19 protein-coding genes are annotated in these 20,872 nt (G+C 40.3%); 11 read left to right on the top strand and 8 right to left on the bottom strand.

Translation table 11 applies throughout. The features are described from left to right. Positions 1–47 precede the first annotated feature (47 nt). Positions 48–605: a hypothetical protein gene (locus tag RMZ43_RS06715; RefSeq protein ID WP_322655215.1), complete on the top strand. Its 558-nt coding sequence runs from the start codon at positions 48–50 to the stop codon at positions 603–605. A gap of 228 nt (positions 606–833) precedes the next feature. Here the strand turns inward: RMZ43_RS06715 and RMZ43_RS06710 are convergent, their stop codons facing one another. Continuing rightward, the gene (locus RMZ43_RS06710) at positions 834–1,049 is read right to left on the bottom strand and encodes a DUF2945 domain-containing protein (RefSeq protein ID WP_322655214.1); all 216 of its coding nucleotides are present in this window, start codon (positions 1,047–1,049) and stop codon (positions 834–836) included. Between the two features lie 111 nt (positions 1,050–1,160). Continuing rightward, positions 1,161–1,952, bottom strand: coding sequence for an SAM hydrolase/SAM-dependent halogenase family protein (locus RMZ43_RS06705; protein ID WP_322646129.1), 792 nt, complete (start codon positions 1,950–1,952; stop codon positions 1,161–1,163). Positions 1,953–2,406: 454 nt separating this feature from the next. Between RMZ43_RS06705 and RMZ43_RS06700 the strand changes: the two genes are divergently transcribed. The 3 genes from RMZ43_RS06700 (at position 2,407) to RMZ43_RS06690 (ending at position 6,216) form a co-directional block, all read left to right on the top strand. Beyond that, positions 2,407–3,312 carry a hypothetical protein gene (locus RMZ43_RS06700; RefSeq protein ID WP_322646130.1) on the top strand — a complete coding sequence of 302 codons (906 nt, stop codon included), beginning with the start codon at positions 2,407–2,409 and terminating at the stop codon, positions 3,310–3,312. 14 nt (positions 3,313–3,326) lie between these two features. Then, positions 3,327–5,249, top strand: coding sequence for an Hsp70 family protein (locus RMZ43_RS06695; RefSeq protein ID WP_322655213.1), 1,923 nt, complete (start codon positions 3,327–3,329; stop codon positions 5,247–5,249). Positions 5,250–5,391: 142 nt separating this feature from the next. After that, entirely contained in the window at positions 5,392–6,216 is an 825-nt protein-coding gene (locus RMZ43_RS06690; protein WP_322655212.1) for a zinc-dependent peptidase, read from the top strand. A 108-nt stretch (positions 6,217–6,324) separates the two neighbouring features. Here RMZ43_RS06690 and RMZ43_RS06685 read toward each other — a convergent pair whose 3' ends face one another. Both RMZ43_RS06685 and RMZ43_RS06680 read right to left on the bottom strand, forming a co-directional pair. Then, positions 6,325–6,780, bottom strand: a complete 456-nt coding sequence (locus RMZ43_RS06685) for an EVE domain-containing protein (RefSeq protein WP_322646133.1) — start codon at positions 6,778–6,780, stop codon at positions 6,325–6,327. Between the two features lie 150 nt (positions 6,781–6,930). After that, entirely contained in the window at positions 6,931–7,575 is a 645-nt protein-coding gene (locus RMZ43_RS06680) for a class I SAM-dependent methyltransferase (RefSeq protein WP_322655211.1), read from the bottom strand. A 137-nt stretch (positions 7,576–7,712) separates the two neighbouring features. Between RMZ43_RS06680 and RMZ43_RS06675 the strand changes: the two genes are divergently transcribed. Beyond that, positions 7,713–9,371: an ArnT family glycosyltransferase gene (locus tag RMZ43_RS06675; protein ID WP_322655210.1), complete on the top strand. Its 1,659-nt coding sequence runs from the start codon at positions 7,713–7,715 to the stop codon at positions 9,369–9,371. Positions 9,372–9,411: 40 nt separating this feature from the next. On the opposite strand, the gene RMZ43_RS06670 is transcribed toward RMZ43_RS06675, so the two are convergent. Then, on the bottom strand, positions 9,412–11,076 hold the full coding sequence (locus RMZ43_RS06670; RefSeq protein ID WP_322655209.1) for a hypothetical protein: 1,665 nt from the start codon (positions 11,074–11,076) through the stop codon (positions 9,412–9,414). A gap of 504 nt (positions 11,077–11,580) precedes the next feature. On the opposite strand from RMZ43_RS06670, the gene RMZ43_RS06665 reads away from it, so the two are divergent. The 5 genes from RMZ43_RS06665 (at position 11,581) to RMZ43_RS06645 (ending at position 17,528) form a co-directional block, all read left to right on the top strand. Beyond that, on the top strand, positions 11,581–12,048 hold the full coding sequence (locus tag RMZ43_RS06665; RefSeq protein WP_322655208.1) for a MarR family winged helix-turn-helix transcriptional regulator: 468 nt from the start codon (positions 11,581–11,583) through the stop codon (positions 12,046–12,048). A 162-nt stretch (positions 12,049–12,210) separates the two neighbouring features. Beyond that, complete coding sequence (locus RMZ43_RS06660) at positions 12,211–13,683, top strand: HlyD family secretion protein (protein ID WP_322655207.1); 1,473 nt, start codon at positions 12,211–12,213, stop codon at positions 13,681–13,683. A gap of 292 nt (positions 13,684–13,975) precedes the next feature. Next, positions 13,976–15,235 carry an MFS transporter gene (locus tag RMZ43_RS06655; RefSeq protein WP_322655206.1) on the top strand — a complete coding sequence of 420 codons (1,260 nt, stop codon included), beginning with the start codon at positions 13,976–13,978 and terminating at the stop codon, positions 15,233–15,235. Positions 15,236–15,329: 94 nt separating this feature from the next. Then, positions 15,330–16,910, top strand: coding sequence for a DHA2 family efflux MFS transporter permease subunit (locus RMZ43_RS06650; RefSeq protein WP_322655205.1), 1,581 nt, complete (start codon positions 15,330–15,332; stop codon positions 16,908–16,910). A 48-nt stretch (positions 16,911–16,958) separates the two neighbouring features. After that, on the top strand, positions 16,959–17,528 hold the full coding sequence (locus RMZ43_RS06645; protein ID WP_322655204.1) for a Uma2 family endonuclease: 570 nt from the start codon (positions 16,959–16,961) through the stop codon (positions 17,526–17,528). An 86-nt stretch (positions 17,529–17,614) separates the two neighbouring features. On the opposite strand, the gene mnmE is transcribed toward RMZ43_RS06645, so the two are convergent. Next, on the bottom strand, positions 17,615–19,036 hold the full coding sequence (gene mnmE / locus RMZ43_RS06640) for a tRNA uridine-5-carboxymethylaminomethyl(34) synthesis GTPase MnmE (RefSeq protein WP_322655203.1): 1,422 nt from the start codon (positions 19,034–19,036) through the stop codon (positions 17,615–17,617). A gap of 349 nt (positions 19,037–19,385) precedes the next feature. Between mnmE and RMZ43_RS06635 the strand changes: the two genes are divergently transcribed. Next, positions 19,386–19,586, top strand: a complete 201-nt coding sequence (locus RMZ43_RS06635) for a hypothetical protein (RefSeq protein ID WP_322646143.1) — start codon at positions 19,386–19,388, stop codon at positions 19,584–19,586. A 38-nt stretch (positions 19,587–19,624) separates the two neighbouring features. On the opposite strand, the gene RMZ43_RS06630 is transcribed toward RMZ43_RS06635, so the two are convergent. Beyond that, the gene (locus RMZ43_RS06630) at positions 19,625–20,302 is read right to left on the bottom strand and encodes a Uma2 family endonuclease (RefSeq protein WP_322655202.1); all 678 of its coding nucleotides are present in this window, start codon (positions 20,300–20,302) and stop codon (positions 19,625–19,627) included. Positions 20,303–20,358: 56 nt separating this feature from the next. Continuing rightward, positions 20,359–20,859 carry a GNAT family N-acetyltransferase gene (locus tag RMZ43_RS06625; RefSeq protein ID WP_322655201.1) on the bottom strand — a complete coding sequence of 167 codons (501 nt, stop codon included), beginning with the start codon at positions 20,857–20,859 and terminating at the stop codon, positions 20,359–20,361. Positions 20,860–20,872 lie beyond the last annotated feature (13 nt).

Below are 20,872 nucleotides of genomic sequence, written 5' to 3'. Positions count from 1 at the left end.
ATTTTCAGACTATGTAACCTAAAACACCAATTACCTCGTAAATAAGCATGTCTATTATCACTGGAACCTCTCTAAACGATGTTCTTAACGATACCCTCAACAACGATGTAATCAATGTTGACATAATTGATGCTAGTGCTGGTAATGACACTATTTATGCCGGGGAGGGACAAGACACCGTAGATTACAGCCTTAGTAGTGGTGTCACAGTATCAACAGATACAGTTCAAGAAAGTAATGGTACAGACCAACTTCTTAGTAGTGTAATTATTAGTTCAGCAACTGCGATAGATACAATAAACGCTTCTGCAAGCAATGTACACCTAATTAGCGATTTATGTGTAGAACAAGTCAACATCAGCAATATTTCCGTTTTCGATTCTTTAAATTTCCAAGTTGTGAACTTTGACAACGTTATCGCAAGTAATGGAAATGACTGCTTAACAGGAAATGCTGGAGTCAATACCCTGAACGGTGGTTGGGGAAATGAAAACTTTGATGGTAATGATATCTTAACTAGTGGAGCAGGATCTGATCTGACTTTTAACAGTAAGTTATTAAACAACCAAACTACGTGGCTTTTTCCCCAGACTGATTCTCAATAATCTTGAATTGCTAAAATAAACGGTCTTAACGATCCTTAAAATCTCTAAGTAATCGCCTAATAACGCAAGGCGAAAGTCAAAAGAATTGTATTCCATCCAAGCTTTGTAGACCGTCATTAGTCATTTGTGTTTACCAATTGGACTTTGGACAAATGACAAATGACAACCTCACTAGTGGATGTGCAATGTTTATTTGCGTAACAGCTTATTAGCAGACATCATAAAAAGCTACTCTTCTATTTTTTTCAGAGCATCAGGCTTGTGAGCAGCTTGTTTTCCTGTATGATCGCTTTCAACTAAGTACTCAGGGTTATCTTCACTTGCAGCAATATGGTGTTCTTTAATATCTGTAGGTGAAGTGAGTTTCTTTAATATTTTGCCAGTTGTCTTGCCTTGGGAAGTGTTCCATTCAACGCGATCGCCCTTTTTGAATTGTTCAGCCATATTTATCTCCTATCTGATGTTTTATATCTACTAACGTCACATTATGTCTGCGAGTGGAAAAGTAGCCATCATTCTAGTGATATAGGAATCCTATAGGACTAATACCCGATTTCATGCAATTCGAGTTACTTGCTGATTCACACGGGGACGGCCAAAGCGTTCCCAAGCACTCCCTCCTCGCAGAAATAACTCTAAAAAGCGCAATGGTTCTCCTGAATCGCCTTTTGACCAACCGGAACTACCAGGAGCAAAGGCTAAAGTTCCTTCAGACACCTTGAAGCTGCCATCAGAATAAACTGCATCACTCACCACATCTCCAATTCGGATCACGATCTTGCTTTGAGGCTCCAAATTCAGTGTATGCGCCCCAATAGTTGTTTTAATGTTGCCGTAGCCATCAATCCAGGCGATTCGATCTGGTGGAACATCTGGGATTTGCTCACTCTTGAGGCTATCTCCCAAAAGGCTAAAATCTTCATTCATAATGGCAGCCGCAGCCGGAGGAAAGACATCCCGTGAGCGAAACTGCGAACCGCCACGAGCAACGTTGACCACTCGTAACTCCTTTGTATAGTTTTTGATAAAGGAGAGGGTGTAGCCTGCATTCACACCCACTACTTTTACACCATTGGATAAAAGAGCATAAGTTAGTCCTTCACCTTCATTGTCTCGACGGGCTTCAGGATCATCCTGACGAGGCGCACAGTTATGATAAATTAGGCGATCGCTAGGGCCAGGGTTGAGTCCTAGTTGAGCAATCCAGAATCCCGTTGCCAAGGTACTGAATGCTGGAACCGAAAGCAAATGAATTTGGGCATCAGGAAAAGCCATCAGCAGACGTTGTGTGACTTCTGTAAATGCCGGATCTCCTGTACCGTAGTCTGCAATGACGCAGATAAACATTCTGCTACTCCTTCTAATGGGTGTAATTTGCAATCAATGGTTAGACAATGGTTGGTCTTCAAAAGCTCCAGTCAAAAGAGGTAGGGGAGCAGGGAGCAAGGGGGAGAGACTGGGAAGGAGCTTGTACTCCACCTAAGTCTTGCGCCCTTCATAACGGGGCTTCTTACCCATGCTTCGCTCCGCTTCACGAAAGAAAACGGAAGGGCTTGTTCCCCCTGCTCCCTGCCCCCTTCCCCTCTGCTTCTTTGGTGAACTTGCCTCATCAGCAGTCTACGTGTGATTTCAACTATATGCAAGATTTCTAGATAACATTGAGCGCAATTTTCCAGCCAAAAAATACTGGAACTACACAACTTAGATTAATTACATCAGTCATCATGTGATTACAGGTTTAAATAAGCAGTTGTCTGCTCATTTCACTCCTATTAATAACCTTAAAGTCCTAGTCAACGCAATGAAAACAATTACTTCACTTTTTAGCGAAGAACGCAACCAACTTCAGACAGATATTGATAACACGACTAACATCGAGGAGATAGTTAAGTTGGTTCAGAATCGACTTGATAATCTCGAAAGAATTTACATTGAAAAACTTAATTTAGCTCAAGTTCGTCTTGCTTCCTTTTTCCTAGATACCCTGCGGCAGTCCATTGCTACTCTTGCTGCGGCTAACTATTCTCAAATTACTCCAGCAGAGCAAAAGCAATTTCCTAACTCAGGTACAAACCTTTTTTCCAGCAGATTAATCCTAAAACTGCTAAAAGGGCTAATTTATATAGGCATCTTAGGTTCGTTGTTCTCTTTAACTAAAACTACCCCAGGTGCATGGATGGCTATCTTACTAACCTCTATACTTCTAGGGATAGAAGTTGTGCTTCAACTTGAGTCAAAGAGCCAGCAAAATTCTATATCTTCAGAGCTATTGGAATTACCTAAACCTATGCTCCAGGTTGATAGCAAAGTATTTTTAGATCATCTTGGCGATGCTCTCAACACTATCGACCTAGCAGTAGCTAGAGTAGAAGAATGGAATAAACATGAAGGCGACTTAGCAATAGAAGAACTGCCAGAGCTATTGAATTTTCTGCAAAGGCTAATGGGCGCATCAAAACTTGATAAACCCCAAATGGCTTATGAACTAGCAAAACTTCTGCCACAGATTTTAATGTCTCAAGGAATTAACGCTCAAATTTACCGACCAAATGACCCGCATAGCGATCGCAATTATTTTGACTTTGAGCCAAGTATCGACCCCGATACCAAAGATCACGTAACTCTAACTCCGGCTTTATTGAAAGGCGATCGCTTAATTCGTCGCGGTAGGGTAATTGAGCCAGCATATTCCGCTTCTAAAGAATAATAGACAATAAGGGTATGGAAATTTTAGAAACAATCGGTTTTGATTTGGGGCACGGTGAAACGGCTGTAGCTAAAGCTGTAGTGGAAAGCATCGACCCCCCCCAGATGCTGGAGATTAATAACAGGAAGAACCAAATTACAGCCCTTGGTTGGCATCCTAAACTTGGTTATCTTGTCGGTGAACAAGCATTAATTCAAGCTGGCGTTACCCAACTGACAATTTCTTTCAAGCAAAAACCCAACAACGATCCTAAATATCGAGAAACAATTAGCACTTTTGTAGCAACCTACTACCGACTTTTGAAAGAAAGCAAACAACTCGAAAGCGGGGAAAGTAGCTATTTTTACATAGGTTGCCCTTCAGGATGGTCACTTAGCGATCGCACCGAATACCAAAAGCTACTTCAAGAAGCTGGTATTCCCCAACTAAATGTTGTACCCGAATCGCGGGCTGCTTTCATGCAAGCCAAAGAAGCCGGAAAACTGGAGTATGACAAACTTGTTGCATCGGTGCTAATTGTCGATATTGGTTCTTCAACCACAGATTTTACTCTGGTTAAGAGCTTAGAAGAGATCCCGATAGATTTCGGGAGTAATACTTTAGGTGCATCGCTAATTGACAAAGCTATTTTTGCCCGGACTCTCGCCAACCACGAGCAAAAAGCATTACTCGAAAAAGTATTTAAGGAATATCCGCATCACCAAGCTCGTTGTGAACTTGCTTGTCGCAAAGCTAAAGAAGATTACTTTTCTAATGAACAGCTATACAGCGATCCTGAATCCTTTGCGCGTGGCTTCGAGTCGATTAACGAACAGATTTATTTTATTCCTCAAGTTAATAAATTGATGATGGAGGAAATTTTAAACCAGCCTTTACCTGAACTGGGGCATCATAGTTGGGTGCGATCGTTTAGCGACTCTTTAACTGAGGCGAAAGAAAAGCTAGAAAAACTTGGAATTGTGCCGAAACTTTTGCTAATGACTGGTGGTGCATCTCGCATGAAGTTTACCCACTTGCTTTGTCAGGAAATGTTTCCCGAACCAGGAACGCTACTTCGCCCCGATCCAGAACCAGAACGGTGCATTGCACTGGGATTAGCACGAGTAGGACGATGGGATCTGCGTGCTGCTGCTTTTAAGGAAGAAGTCAACAAATTATTTACCTCGAATACGCTTAAAGGTTTGATTGAAAGGCATATCCCGGAGTTAATCGAATCATTAACTAAGCCTTTGACAGATGGCTTGATTGTCAACGCAGTTAAACCAGCTTTAAAAGATTGGCAAAAAAACAAAATACGGACTTTAGCCGATTTGGAAACAGCTTTAATCAGTCGGGCAGAACAGTGGCTCAAAAGCGAACGCGCTGTGCAGATAATTAATCATCAATGCGCTTCTTGGTTTAGCAATAAAATCCAACCCGATTTAGCCGCACAAACCGATCCAATCTGTCGAAAGTTTCACATACCTAGAAGCAGCTTAAGGTTTCAGGATAGTATTGACCCAAATTTTGTTAACCCAGAGTTACGAATTGGAGATGCTATTCTGGCTGAAACAGTGGGCTTTATTGTCAATGTAGTAATTGGCGGAGGAACTGTAGCTAGCATCATCACTCTTATATTAACTGGACATTTAACCTGGCCTATCGCCCTAGTATATGGGGCTTCGGTTATGGCGGCAGGAATGGAGCTAAATCGCAAGAGTGTTCAAGAAGTAATCAAGACGAATGTGGATGTACCTAGTTGGGTTCGTTCTAGTTTTTTGAGTGACAAAAAAATTGAGGAGATGTGTGAGCAAATAAAGCCTGAGTTAGAGAAAGTTCTTCAAGAACAATTGACAGCAGATAAAGAGGCTTTTGATAAACTGATTAGCAAAGTTGAGCAAGGTCTGCAAAAAACCCTTTCTACCAAAGTTCAATCTTGTATAATTCTGATCCAATAGTGGTGATATGTAACATTAGTAAACTTTAGAAAAGAGAGAAAAGCCCCATTTAAATTTAGTTATTGAGACACAACAATAACAATTATGTTATCTAAATTTTCTGTTTTACAGTGACTTAAATATGTAACCTGTTTAGAAGTTAATGATTCAAACAATAGTTGTTTTTATAATTATTGGGCTGATTCTCACCGGGATTTTAATCAATCCTGTTCTAGTAAAAAGGCGAAGAAACCGTCTCAAATACCGTCCTTTTCCCCCACTGTGGAATGCAATTATTGAGAATAATCTTCCTATTTATCTGTGTCTCTCTCCCAATGAAATCAGACGACTTCAGGGACATATTCAAGTATTCTTAGCAGAAAAGCAATTTATTGGCTGTAGAGGATTACAGGTGACGGAGGAAATGAAACTGACCATTGCTGGTGTTGCCTGTTTACTCCTATTAAATGAACGTGGGCAATACTTCCCTAGACTTCGTTCAATTTTAGTCTATCCTAATGCTTATTTTGTTCAAGAAACGAATTCTATCGGAAATTATGTTGTTGAAGAAAGACGTGTGGCAAGACTGGGTGAATCGTGGGCAAATGACCAAGTAGTAGTGTCTTGGGAACAGGTGAAACAAGACATTAATAACTGGGAAGACGGACGTAACGTTGTGCTTCATGAATTCGCCCATCAGTTAGATCAAGAAGATGGTAAAGCTGAAGGAGTTCCTATACTCCAAAGCAACTCAGACTATACTATATGGGCGAAGGTGATGACAGAAGCATATCAGCAACTTTGTAATGATGTTCTACAAGGCGCAAAGACAGTAATGGATAGCTATGGTGCAACGAATCCCGCAGAATTTTTTGCCGTAGCAACTGAGACATTTTTTGAGAAACCACACCAATTGCTGTCTAAGCATCCGGCACTTTATGAACAATTGCAACGTTACTATCAATTAGATCCTGTGCAATGGGTGTAAAATAAGTAATTAGGCAACAATAAATCACATTATGTCCAGTTAATCAACCTTCCTTCAAAATATTTTATGAATTACGAATTACGCATTACGAATTACGAATTATCTTAACTAAGAGCTTTTCTTCGCTAGAATCTTCAAAGCTACTGCTTCAGGGATGGGCATCACTGATAACCGATTTCCTTGTCTCACCAACATCAACTCTTCGGCGCTAAACTCTTCTTTGAGTATTGATAGCAAGATGGGGTTAGAAAAAGCCTCAACAAATTCCACTACAACTGTTTGCCACCGAGGGGATTCGGAACTTGATTTCGGATCGTAGTATTTACTTTCTGGCTCAAACTGTGTCGGGTCAGCAATATTTTTTTTCACTACACGCATTAACCCAGCAATATTAGGAGGATTAGCATTGGAGTGATAGAAAAAAGCTAAGTCTCCTTCATCCATTTGGCGCAAAAAGTTGCGAGCTTGATAATTGCGAACACCGTCCCAGATAGTCTCGTTCTGCTGTTGAAGATCAGCAATACTATAGGCTTCTGGTTCTGATTTCATTAGCCAATAATTCATCTAGAGAAATTATGTATATACAAAAGCATTTTAATTTTGAGCAAGTCAATAAGTTCGTAGTAAGGACTTTAGTCCTTATTTTTTAGCATTAAAGTGCTTACTACAAACCTTCTTGTACTAGCTTAGACATTGTACTAGTGAATATTTGGCTTAACTGCGGTAAGCTATAACAGCATAAAACGGATCTCCTCCAGATGCACCCAACCACTGCAATAAATTGGGTAATGTTGACTTATGAGCTATAACTTCTGCGGTTGTAAATCCTGGAACTGATGCAAAGTAAGCTTTGACTAATTCTACTCGCTGTGCTTCTGAAGCCTCTCGCCAAGCCTGAATCGCTTTTTCAAAAAACATCCGGTTAGAAAAGCTGATAATTGCGACACCACCGGGTTTCAAGATACGGTAAATTTCAGAAAATACTGCTTCTGGATATTGCACATATTGCACAGATACGCAATTGAGAACAGCATTAAAATCTTCATCTGGTAAAGGTAGCTGCGGATTTTCGTTAAGATTTTGCACAAAGTAATGATTTAAACGGGCATTTCGTGCTAATTCCTCAGCGTTGAGTCCGTGTCCTTCCACATGAGCAAACTGCGTCTCTTCTGGTAGATGAGACACCCAACTGCTCATCATATCAAAGATGCGGGTGTTGGGTTTGAGGCGATCGCGATATAAATCCGTTAGCTGTTGAATAAATCCTTCATCGACATGGGTAACAAAGCGGGGATAGGCATAGAACAGCTTATCGTCTTTGTCGTCTAATTTCTGGCGTTGATTTGGTCTTAATTGCATAAATCTCTGTTTTGGAGTACTTTTCTCAAAAAATGCAGCAATTTCAGGTATTGTTCAAAAAACACTATGTAACATATTTTAATAACAGCAAGACACATAAACGAGTCTAAATAGCAGCATTCAAATTTATCAATTCAATGTTTTATAAATTACATATTTTGCGGTATATTTGGCGACAAACGCGCCTATTGGGATTATTACCATATTTGAGCTTGTTACTTTGGATGCTTCCCTTATTATTATTTACTTCTGGGCACAATAGCCTGATGGCACATGATGAAGCGCTTTACGCTTCGCGTGCGCGTTTGATGTTTGATTCTGGTAATTGGATAACTCCTTGGGAAAAAGCACATCATAAAACTCCTGGCCCTTATTGGATAATTGCCAGTTTCTACAAGCTGTTTGGAATGAGTGATACTAGTGCGCGTCTTCCTAGTATGATTGCTAGCATTTTTAGTTTATGGCTGGTGTATGAAATCGGCAAAATTATGCTAGGCAAAAAATTAGGTTGGCTAGCTGCGGCGATTTTAAGTGTGGAGTTTTTCTGGCTGCAATACTCTCGCTTAAGTACACCTGATATACCGATGGTTTTATTAGTACTTTTAGCCATTTTGTCTTTAATAAAAGCGGAATTATATCTTCAATATCGCTATTTTTGGAGTTTTATAGCTGGTTTAAGTTTAGGTTTAGGCTTCTTAGTCAGAAGCTTTATGATTTTTTTGCCAATTATAGCTTTATTCCCTTATTTAATTTGGGAACATCGCCGTCATCATCATCTTACTAATCCATTTTTTTATTTAGGCTTTTTTGTAGGTTTAATCCCTACCTGTGTTTGGCTGTGGTTAAGTTGGCTGCACTACGGAAATCAAAGTTTTGACGAGTTGCTCAAGTTTGTTGTACAGCTAGGTTCTGAAAATAATTATAGAAATGATCGGCTATTTTATTTATGGAATATTCTTTTAAAAGCATTTCCTTGGCCTTTATTCGGACTTTTAGGTTTATTTTTGACTGTACGTCGTCCTATTAATCGTTATCAGTTAATATTAGTTGGCTTTCCACTTGTCCTATTTTGTGAACTTAGCCTTTTTAGTACTCGTCTTCCTCACTATAGTCTTTGCCTTTATCCGTTTGTAGCTTTGCTTGCATCTGTGGGTTTAAATTGGTTAGGTAGTATTTACGAAACAGGAATTACGCCGCAATTACCTCTTGAAAAAGGTAAAATAAATATATTAAGCCTTTTTGCAAAAAAGAATCTTCCTCGAAATCTCAGCTATGGCTTTGGGGGGTTCGGTGTTCTACTTGTAATAGTCAGTATTGGTATTCTTAATTGGGGTAGTTTTGACATCCGCAAGTATGCATCTATTGGCTTGGCTATGGGTTTGGGTTGGTTAATTTTACCTGTGGTGTGGATTAGTCGTTACCACTTTGGCAAGAAGTTTCTCACAGCGCGTTATTGGATTGCAGGCTGGTTAATTCCTTGTTGGTTAGCTTTGGCGATGACTGGTAGCATAGGGCTTTTAAGTGATTATAACCCTGTTTTAAGAAGTTTTTTACAACAAGGTGCGATCGCTCCAATTCTTCAATCTCATCCTACCTACTATGTGGAAATAGACCCAAAAACCCAAGTATTGCTTAATTTCTATCTTTCTATTCACCCTCAACAAGTAGCCTCTATTTCCCAAATACCAGCTTTGAGCTATGCTTGGATATATGCTGACCAGTCCCCTAAATTATCTCGACCTCACCGCATTCTGGGTACAGTCAAAGAGTACCAGTTAATTCAAGTTCTTCCCTAAGACAGATGGAAAAATCTTTGATTGTAATTGGGTATTTTGTTCAAGTCTTCGTTACTACTTTGATACATTCTGTTTTGAGAAGGACTAAATTATCAGTCTCAAAAACAGCGCAAGAGTTCATTAATGTCGCTAAAACAGGTAAAGACTTCTGTAAATTTGCGTTCGCTTGTTGTGCTGCTGGCTGATATTGTTGTAGCCAAGTGTTTTTAGTTATATATTCTGGAAGGAATGCAGAACGTTCTAATAACCAAAAAGTTACATGATATTTTTGGATAAAGTCTTTAACCTGATTAATATCTTCAGTATATTGAGCATTAATAAGGTCAATCATCCGCTTACGAAATTGAGCGTAATATTTGGTATGGAAAGGTAAAGCATATTCTTTACCCACTAAAATTGTTCTTTGGGCAAATAGAGGTATGTTATCTGCTTCTTCAGAAGTAGAGGCTATGACAATATTTTGCGGTTGCTTTTGCAAAAAATTATATAATGTTGGAACTTGACCTTGTACATAAAGGGTTTTAGGAAAAACTTTTAAGCTGAAGCTGCTAGGGTACAAAATGAGTCCTGCACCAAGGATTATAATAGTTCCCAAGATGAGGATTTGTTTCTCATTTTCTCGTGCCCATCGAAATGTAGCATCTAGAATCAAGATAATAGAAATTGCTGTTGCAATAGCAAGTACCATCCTAAAAGTATGATGGGTGTAGCGGCTAGGCCAGTGCAGTTTAAAAGCTAAGGCATGGGCAGTAAAAAACATTATTGAACTAGCTATTACTGCCTGGAGTAATAGTTTTACTTCATCGTTTACTTCTTTAGTTAGGGGAAAGTGAAGCTTAAATTTTAAGATTATTGGTAATAATAAACCCAATAATAATTGAGGAGGTGCAATTAAAGCAATAAATCCGCTATCTCTACCAAAAAACCAATAATTAATAATATTATGACTAAAATAGCTAACTCTTCCTCCAGGCCAGTAATCCGGCATAGTTCTGGCAGCAGCAGCAGTAATTGGCGGGCCAAATTGTGATGATTGAATGGCATAAGGTAAAATTACAATTCCAGTAACTATAATGGCTGCTGCAAATAAAATAAAATCTTTTCGGTTTTGAGAGATAGTTATCTGCCCATTTTGCCAGCGAAATAATCTTAGGGCTAAAATTAATAAATCCACAAAACCTATTAAAGGGTACATTAAACATTGGAGTGCAAGTACAATTAAGATACCTAACCCAGAAGCTCGTATTGAATAATATAGAAAAGCTAAAAATAGAGGATAAATAAAATCTCTAGGAGTAGCAGAAAATAGGTCATCATGCATACAAAGACTTTGATTTAAAAGTAAGGATGCGATAAACCCCACCATTGGAACTGGTAGTATCTGCATAGAGACTGCAAAGCAATAGCTAGTAGTAATTAGCCCTAGTAGTATTGGAAAAATTTTGCTAAAAAAAGTTAGATTGATGCCTAAAGCTGCAATTATCTTATAAAGAATCCCATATCCAATTGGTGTCACTGACTGAAAATAATCCGCGATTAAATCCCCAGGAAATAAATCTGGATTAAAGTAACGATACATCCAAGAAATATATTCCCGTGCATCGTCGCTGACTATATATTTACTGCTGAAAGCTTTTTGCAGCCCCATAAGAATATAGCCAACAGCAAAAGTTAGACTTAGACTGTACCAAAAGATGATAGTCAATTTAAATTTATTTGGTCTGCTTTTTTGAGTTATAGGCGTTGTGAAAAATTTTTGTAATTGTGGAATTAGCATTATGCACGCCCATGTCTCAATGAATTGTGTTAATTAATAAAATCAAAAGCTTTTTTCAATTTTTATGATTGTACAATATTCAAGTATTGAGGAGTCATTTCTAGTTAATAATTCTAGTAGCACTCTGTTTTCTAAGCACAACAAATGTATTCAGGACTATTCAGGTAATAAAAATTACTAAAAATTTCTCTTTGCTCCCCTGCTCATTTCACGATGATTTCACTTTTTCGCGTTGCTCCCAAATGCCTCTTTTGAGCTATGATTTGGATATAGGGTAAGCAGTCTCCTAAATTATCTCGACCTTACTGCATTATTGGCACTGTCAAAGAGTATCAGTTGAATGGATTTATTCCCTAAGACAGATGTCAAGCACTATTGCTAAAAGAACAAGTTTAGTTATAATAATAGTACGCATACTAAGTATTTTGCTAAATGGTTTCTACATCTAATCACTCCCCACCTTTAGATTCGTGGCAGCAAAATCTGGCACCATACAATTTGGGCTACAGAATCAAATTAGTCTCGCAACTCCTCAGTCGCAAGTTTACAGATAAACTAGAACCTTTTGGACTTACGCCATTTCACTGGCTAGTGTTGTGCTGTTTATGGCAAGAAGATGGTTTACCGACTTCTAGTATTGGGGACAAACTCAAACAAGTAGGAGGGACTTTAACAGGCGTACTCGATCGCATGGAAGAACGCGGCTTGGTGCGTCGAGAACGCGACACTTATGATCGCCGCATCTGGCGAATCTGGCTAACGGATGCAGGTAAGGAACTAGAAACTGTTTTACCCCCAATCGCCGCAGCAGTGCGTGATGAAGCGATGGATGGTATTTCTTTTGCTGACCGAGAACTATTTTCCCAAATATTGAACCGGGCGATCGCTAACCTCTCCTAAAGATGATCCCATAATCACCCGACCGGGGGAGGTGCTGTAAAGATTTGTTTTGAGATAATAATACGCATACTAAGGAAATAAGAATTTTTTTCTGGAAATACTACGCATTCTAAATAAAAGCCTATCAATCAAATTACTGCAAGAAGAAACAAGTTAACAATCATGAAAACTAATACTTTTAACGGACGCAACGGACACAAAACCCCAGTTATCGAAAAACAATTGATTCCTGATTCCGAGACTTTAGAAACTGTCACCATAAAAACATCCACAACAGCAGAAGCACCTGTTGTAACACCTGAGATAGAGAAAGAAAAAGCACCTCCATCGAAGCGGAAAAGACCGAATAATTTAATTTTGGCAGCATTAGGTGTGGGTGCGATCGCCGCAGGTGGTTTTGGTTATCACTATTGGCAATATGCCTCCACCCATCAGGAAACAGACAACGCTACCGTTGCTGGAAACATCCACCAAGTTAGCAGCCGCATTCCGGGAACTGTAAGTGAAGTGCTGGTGGATGATAACCAACTGGTGCAACCAGGACAATTATTGGTGAAGTTAGATCCACGAGACTATCAAAGTCAGGTACAACAAGCACAAGCCGCCCTAGAAAATGCTCGTGGACAGGCGCAAGCTGCCCAAGCAAATATTGCTTTAAGTTCACAAACCACTACGGGTAAGACAACTCAAGCACAGGGTGATGTTAGCAGTGCGGTAGCAGCAATTTCTACAGCACAAGCAGCAGTACAAGAAGCCCAAGCTGGTATTCCTGCCGCCCAAGCAGCAGTACAAGAAGCCCAAGCTGGTATTCCTGCCGCCCAAGCCCAAGTAGCGCAAACAAATGCGAATTTGGAAAAAGCCCAAGCAGATTACAATCGTTACAACGAATTGTATAAAACAGGTGCGATTCCTCGCCAACAGCTAGATACAGCCAAGGCAGCTTATAATGTGGCTACCGCACAGAAAAACGCCGCGATTCAGGGAGTACAACAAGCCCAAGCCAAGTTAGCCTCTGCCAAAGTTGGTGTAGCTCAAGCCCAGTCTCAATTAGCACAGGCGCAAGAGAATGTTACCAACGCCCAAGCTAAATTGGCAGCATCTAAGGGAGGATTGCAACAAGCTACCGCAGGTGGACAAGATACCACAGTGAAACGTAGCCAATATGAAGCGGCAAAAGCGGCGATCGCACAATCGGAAGCATCGCTCAAAAACGCACAATTGCAACTATCTTATGTTAATATTACCGCTCCTAGTGCCGGACGAGTTGGTAGAAAAACTGCGGAAGTTGGCAACCGAGTCCAAGCAGGAACACCATTAATGGCGATCGTGGATAACAACTATTGGGTAGTTGCGAACTTCAAAGAAACTCAATTAGAAAAGATGCGCCCAGGAGAACCAGTAGAAATCAAGCTGGATACTTTTCCTCATCATACCTTTACTGGTCATGTTGACAGTATTTCCCCAGCTTCCGGCGCTCAGTTTGCCTTATTACCACCGGATAACGCTACAGGTAACTTTACCAAAGTTGTGCAGCGCATTCCAGTAAAAGTAGTTTTCGATCAAAAGAGCATTCAAGGGTACGAATCACGGATTACTCCGGGGATGTCTGCGGAAGTTGCTGTGGAAGTCAAGTAATATCATGTCCACTAAATTACCCATAATAGTCGAATTACCCCCCTTAATCCCCCCTTATAAAGGGGGGAAACAAGAAAATAAATCTAGTTCCCTCCCCTTTATAAGGGGAGGGTTAGGGTGGGGTTCTTGGGGTTTAGTAAATAATCAACCGGATATCATTAATACTAAAATTGCCTGTAAACAGATAAAAACCTCTTTCTACCTATGAAATTTTCATACATCTAAAGACAGGCGTATAGAGATGAGGTGAGATGATATTTATAAAAGCAGATTGGTATAAAGTAAGCCTTACATGAAAAAATCGCTACTACCTGCTTTAAGGTCAAGAAACTATCAACTATTTTTTGCCGGACAAGGTATTTCCCTAATTGGGACGTGGATGACGCAACTTGCCACAATTTGGCTAGTTTATGATTTGACAAACTCCCCATTAATGTTAGGAGTTGTAGGATTTTCGAGTCAAATTCCTAGCTTTTTTTTAGCTCCCTTTGGCGGAGTATTTGTAGATCGCTTTTCTCGGTATCGTACTTTAATTAGTACACAAGTCTTGGCGATGATTCAATCGTTAACATTAGCAGCACTGGCGCTGACTGGTGTGATTCAGGTATGGCACATCATTGCCTTGAGTTTATTTCAAGGACTTATTAACGCTTTAGATGCACCAGCCCGCCAAGCATTTGTGCCAGAATTGGTTGAACGTAGAGAAGATTTAGGCAATGCGATCGCTATTAACTCCACGATGATCAACGGTGCTAGATTAATTGGCCCTGCGATCGGGGGTTTGCTAATTGCCAGGGTTGGAACTGCTTATTGTTTTTTATTTGATGGTTTGAGCTACATTGCTGTAATCGCCGCTTTATTGACAATGAAAGTTAAACCTTGGAAAAATGTAGTAACTGACGGTAATCCCTTACAAAAAGTCAAAGAGGGATTTGTATATGCTTTTAGCTTTCCACCGATTCGAGCAATCTTATTGCTATCAGCTTTAGTCAGCCTCATGGGGTTGCAAAACACTATTTTAGTACCAGTTATTGCAGAACAAGTTCTCAAAGGTGGTGCAGAAAGTTTGGGTTTTTTGATGGCGGCTTCTGGAGTTGGAGCCTTAACTGGTGGTATTTATTTGACTACGCGCCAAACAATCTTAGGGATTGGTAAATTGATTGCTTTAGCACCAGCAATTTTAGGAATTGGTCTAATTGCCTTTTCATTGTCTCGATTTTTGCCACTCTCTTTATTTACAATGTTGTTTGTTGGCTTAGGTACAATTCTCCAAATTGCTGCTAGCAACACCTTTTTACAAACAATTGTTGAAGATGACAAACGTGGGCGATTGATGAGCTTATACACAATGTCATTTTTGGGGATGATTCCCGTGGGTAATTTATTGGGAGGCTTTTTAGCCAGTCATATCGGCGCTCCCAACACTTTAATAATTGATGGTATAGTTTGTATTTTAGGGTCGATCATTTTTAGCAGAGAGTTACCTGCTTTAAGGAAAATGATGCGTCCAATTTATGAGGAAAAGGGTATTATCAAAGCTCAGAAAGTTTAAATAGAAATCATATTTTATTCTCGCTGTGCAGAGATAAGGATAAAATGTAATTAAGAGATTTTTTACAACTTAAGTTTGAAACAGGAACAACCCTATGGCTAATACAGGTGTAATTCGTCAGCAAGCACCACCAGAGAGTGTACCGCTAAGAACCTGGATTGGTGTATTAGCCAGTATGCTTGGTGCATTTATGGCGGTATTGGATATTCAAATAACTAATGCTTCGTTGCAAGATATTCAAGCAAGTTTAGGAGCAACCCTAGAAGAAGGTTCTTGGATTTCTACAGCGTATCTTGTAGCAGAAATTGTGGTAATTCCTTTAACAGGATGGTTATCACGAGTATTTTCTTTACGTCGTTATTTGGTAGTAAATACTGCACTATTTATTTTCTTTTCTATATGCTGTGCTTGGTCGTGGAATCTCAATTCCATGATTTTCTTTCGCGCCTTACAAGGTTTGAGCGGAGGAGTATTAATCCCCACCGCTATGACAGTTGTATTAACGACTTTACCTCAATCTAAGCAATCAGTTGGACTAGCTGCATTTGGGTTTAGTGCAGTTTTTGCACCTTCAATTGGCCCAACATTAGGAGGTTGGTTAACAGAAAACTTTGGTTGGGAATACAACTTTTATATAAATGTAATTCCTGGGGCATTAATGCTAGCTGGTGTTTGGTATGGAATTAAGCAAGAAAAACCCCAAATTAATTTACTGAAACAAGGTGATTGGTGGGGAATTATTGCGATGGCTATTGGGTTAGGTTCCCTGCAAGTTGTTTTAGAAGAAGGTAGCCGTAAGGATTGGTTTGGTTCAGCGTTGATTGTCCGCTTAAGTGTGATTGCGGTAATTTTTTTGGCGATATTTTTCTTTATAGAATTAACTCGAAAGCAACCATTTATTGATTTACGGCTTTTGTCTAGACGTAACTTTGGTTTAGCCAGTGTTGTCAATGTCTCGTTAGGAGTAGGGTTATATGGTTCAATTTATGTTTTACCGTTGTATCTTGCCCAAATTCAACAATACAATGCGTTGCAAATTGGTGAAGTGTTAATTTGGGCTGGTATTCCTCAACTGTTTATTATTCCCCTCATCCCCAAATTGATGCAACGCATTGATGTGCGTTTAATGGTAGCTGTTGGTGTGACTTTGTTTTCCATCAGTGCATTTATGAACTCTGGGATGACTAATGAAACAGGATTAGATCAGTTACGGTGGTCGCAAATTGTGCGTGCAATGGGACAACCTTTAATTATGGTACCGCTTAGTTCTATTGCCACTGCTGGATTAAGTCCGAAAGAAGCAGGTTCGGCAAGTGGTTTATTTAATATGATGCGGAATATGGGCGGTTCTATCGGAATTGCATCTTTAGCCACATTGTTAACTAATAGAGAGCAATTTCACTCGAATAGATTGGGTGATGGAATATCTTTATATAACCCAGAAACTCAACAGCGAATTGACCAAATGACGCAGTATTTTGTCAGTAAAGGAGCAGATTTAAGTACAGCACAAAATCAGGCGATCGCAGCCATATCTAATATAGTCCGCCGGGAAGCATTTGTGCTGGCTTTTAACGATTGTTTCTATTTTATTGGTATTGCCTTATTATTCAGTGGACTTGCTATTTTATTCCTTAAAAAGGTTAAACCCACTGGTGGCGCTGTTGCTCATTAAATTTGTTTACTAGGTTACAATGTCTGATAAAACTACTAAGGTACTAAAATGGTCGTTAGCCAAAGTGAGTACTATATCTCCCCAGAAGAATATCTAGAAGGCGAGAAATTTAGTGAAATCAAACACGAGTATATTGATGGGCAAATCTACGCAATGGCAGGGGCAAGTGATGCCCATGTCACAGTAGTAGGAAACTTGTTTATCCTTCTACGAAACCATCTCCGGGGTAGTGGTTGCCGTGTCTACATGTTAGATATGAAAGCACAAATTGATGTCATAAATCGCTATTTCTATCCCGATGTGATGGTGACATGCGATCCACGAGATAGAGAATCTGAATATTTTAAGTCCCATCCTTGCTTAATTGTCGAAGTGCTTTCTGAGTCAACAGAAGCGTATGACAGAGGTAAGAAATTTGCAAGTTATCGGCACTTAGAATCACTACAAGAATATGTGCTAATTTCACCAGACCGAATGAGTATCGAATCCTTCCGTCGCAATGAAGAAGGACATTGGGTACTTTACCCTTATGAAAAAGAACAAGAAGTGCATTTAGCTAGTGTTGATTTTCGGTGTGCGATCGCAGAAATATATGAAGATGTAATATTAGTACCTTAATCTAACATTTCAAGGTCAATTCCTAGTTGTAATTTTACTTAAATTCTACTCAAAATTTTGTTGTGAGCTAGTCTTTAATAGATAAATTACTTTCCAATACAAAATTTGCTAAAAATTTTATCTAAAACTGATTCTGTAACCTCTTCTCCGGTGATTTCTCCTAGTGCTTGAATCGCACCCCGTAAGTCAATTGTCCAGAAATCAAGAGGTAACTGCTGGGCAATTGTTGCTTGTACTTGTTCTAAAGAAATTTTCGCTTGAGTTAAGGCTGCTGCTTGCCTTTGATTGATAGCTAAATCCATATCAGCAGCTTGAACTTTTCCCGATTGAATTATCTCTAAAATTGCTGTTTCTAAAGCATCAATACCTTGATTTTTGGATGCGGCTGTGGCAATTTTAGATTTTAGGCTGTACTTTTGGTGCGCTTCCAGCGCAACTTGGATTTTGGATTGAATATTTTTGCTTTCGTCTTCTTCTAATAAATCGATTTTGTTAATAACTAGAATTAATGGACGGTGTTGCACCTGCTCATAAATTTCTTGATCGCCTTCCGTCCAACCGGCTGAAGCGTCAATGGTAAGCAAGACTAAATCAGCTGCATTGGCAGCCCGACGCGATCGCTCGACACCAATTTTTTCCACTTGGTCTGTTGTTTCCCGAATCCCTGCTGTATCAAGCACTTGTACGGGAATTCCCCCGACAACTAACTGAGATTCCACCACATCGCGGGTTGTACCAGGTAAGTCAGTTACAATGGCGCGATCGCTCTGGCTCCAAGCGTTCAATAAGCTTGACTTACCCACATTCGGACGCCCCACAATTGCCACTTTTAAACCTGTGCGTAGCAACTCACCTTTGTCTTTGGTTGCCAATAATCTAGTGATTTCTGCGGCAATTTTCTCAATTTCTGATATTATGACTTTATCATCCAACGGTGGCAAATCTTCCTCAAAATCAATTCGAGCTTCGATTTCTGCCAAAATATCTAAGCAGTTGGCGCGTAACTGCCGAATCGGATCAGCTAATTTTCCCTGCAAACCAGCTAAGGCAGTTTGGGCAGCTTGAGGTGATTTAGCTCCTACTAAATCAGCAATACCTTCGGCTTGAGTTAGATCCAATCGCCCATTCAAAAAGGCGCGGAGAGTAAATTCTCCAGGTTGGGCTAGTCTAGCACCGTTTTCCAAACACAGTTGTAATACCTGCTGCACTGCCATAATTCCCCCGTGGCAATGGAATTCCACCACATCTTCACGGGTGTAAGAACGGGGTGCTTTCATAATCAACAACAGGGCTTCATCTACCAGTTGTTGCGTCTGGGGATGGCGAATGTAACCGTAAAGAATCCGATGACTTTCCCAAATTTGTCGCCCTGGTGCGTGAAAGAGAGTTTGGGCTAGAGCCATTGCTTGAGAACCGGACACCCGCACAATACCAACACTACCCTGCTGAGGGACAACAGCAGTGGCGATCGCAGCGATAGTTCCAGTAGTAGCAAAAACTTCTGACATGAGCGCCTTTCATAAGAGTGAGGAGAGACGCGATTAATGAGCCAGCGCGTTGCGGTGAATCCAGCGCTGTAGGCGGGTTTCCCGCCGTAGGCGACTGGTGAACCCGAAGGGGGGTTCCCCCCGTTGTAGCGACTGGCGTCGCGTCTGTACTTAAGAGTCAAAATCATAACTCATAACTGATAACTTTCTAAATGGTAAGTATTTAGACTAATGAGATGGCAAGTGCCAAGGTAAAATTTACCTGGAGAGTCATGCCTGATAGTAAAGAGTTAGGGGTAAATATTATAACTCCTGTACAGACGTGATCAATCGCGTCTCTGCTCATAACTTATAGAAAGAGGAATTTACTGTGGAGCAAAAAATTAACTGCGCTGTAGCCTGTGTTAACGGATGTGTTTTAGGGGATAAATGCCCCAATATCGAGTTTAGAGAGGCCGCTACAAAATTTATTGAAGATACTCCGCTAGATCAAATGTTGGAGTTGGCACAAGAACGGCTGCGTAAAAAAATGACGGAACCGCCAAAATGGGTTCTTCCTGAAGATATATAATATTAGCGGCAACAGGCACAAGCAAGATAGCGTAAAGATTAAATAGTATCTGGATCTATATTTAATTCTCGCAGTTTTGCCGCCAAGCGATCGCTGCGTTGCTTTTCTTGTTCAGCCTGTTGTGCGACTTCTTCGGGTGTGGGAACCAGTTTTCCTTCAGGCGTGAAAAAGCGTAGCTTTTCTTGATAAACCCCTAAATATAAACCTAGCTGTTGACTCCACAAGCAGCTTTGGGGATTGGGTTCCAACGATTGATATTTACCATCAAGCAAATGATACCCTGAAAATTCTAAGGTTTCCGGGTCAAACCAGAAGTAATCTGGTGTGCGAAAGATATCTTGGTAAATTTGTTTTTTTAAGCCTTTATCAGTGTCGCCTGTGCTATCCGAGATGATTTCTATAATTAGATTAGGATATTTGCCATCTTCCTCCCAGACAACCCAACTTTTACGGGGTTTGCGTTCAGTCCCCAGTACGACAAAAAAATCTGGCCCCCGGAAGTTTTCTGATTTGCGCTGGCGTGGACTGTAGTAAATAGTGAGATTACCCGATGCATAAAAGTCATTGCGATTTTGCCACAACCACTCTAAGCATTGGATGAGCAGTGTCATTTGTAGCCGATGCAAGTCAGTTTCCAAAGGCGGTTCGTCACTATATAAATCCCCTGGCGGATATATAACATCTTTTGGGACTTCAAAATCTTTGGTGACAGACATGATAAAGTGTCTCAGTGCTATAAGTTTAGCGTAGCAGCGAGGAGCGTAGACGCTATCTATAAAAACCGTTCGATGATAATCTCGTCCACATACGTTCCTTTGATTTTAGCCTGTCTTTGCGCCGTCCCAATTATGTGAAAACCACGTTGGAGATAGCTAGCTAACGCTCCTGCGTTATCGGCGCGAACGTAGGTTAATATCTTTTCGTATCCTTTGGTACGAGCAGTCTCAAAAGTAGCCTCGAATAGACTTTTACCAATACCTTGTCGTCGGTATAAGATATCTACGTATGTTCCGATAATTCCCACATGGTCAAAGGCATGTGTGAAAGTTGCAAATGGTTCCATACTTTGAAACCCAACAACCGCTCGATCTGGTAAGCGCACAGCGACATGAAACACCCCACGTTGAGGAAAATTTAAAATATACTCACGTTCGGCATCGACTGTGAGCGGCGTATCAAACGCGGTGTATACACCAGCTTCTATAATTGGGTTCAGAATGCCAACAATCGCGGCAGCATCATTCAGCTCTGCTTCTCGAACCAGCACATTCATTTTCGGTGTCTCC

Origin of the sequence: Nostoc sp. CmiVER01 (assembly GCF_034531135.2) — a bacterium.
Classification (GTDB): Bacteria; Cyanobacteriota; Cyanobacteriia; order Cyanobacteriales; family Nostocaceae; genus Nostoc.
This window is presented reverse-complemented; position numbering and strand designations above follow the sequence as displayed.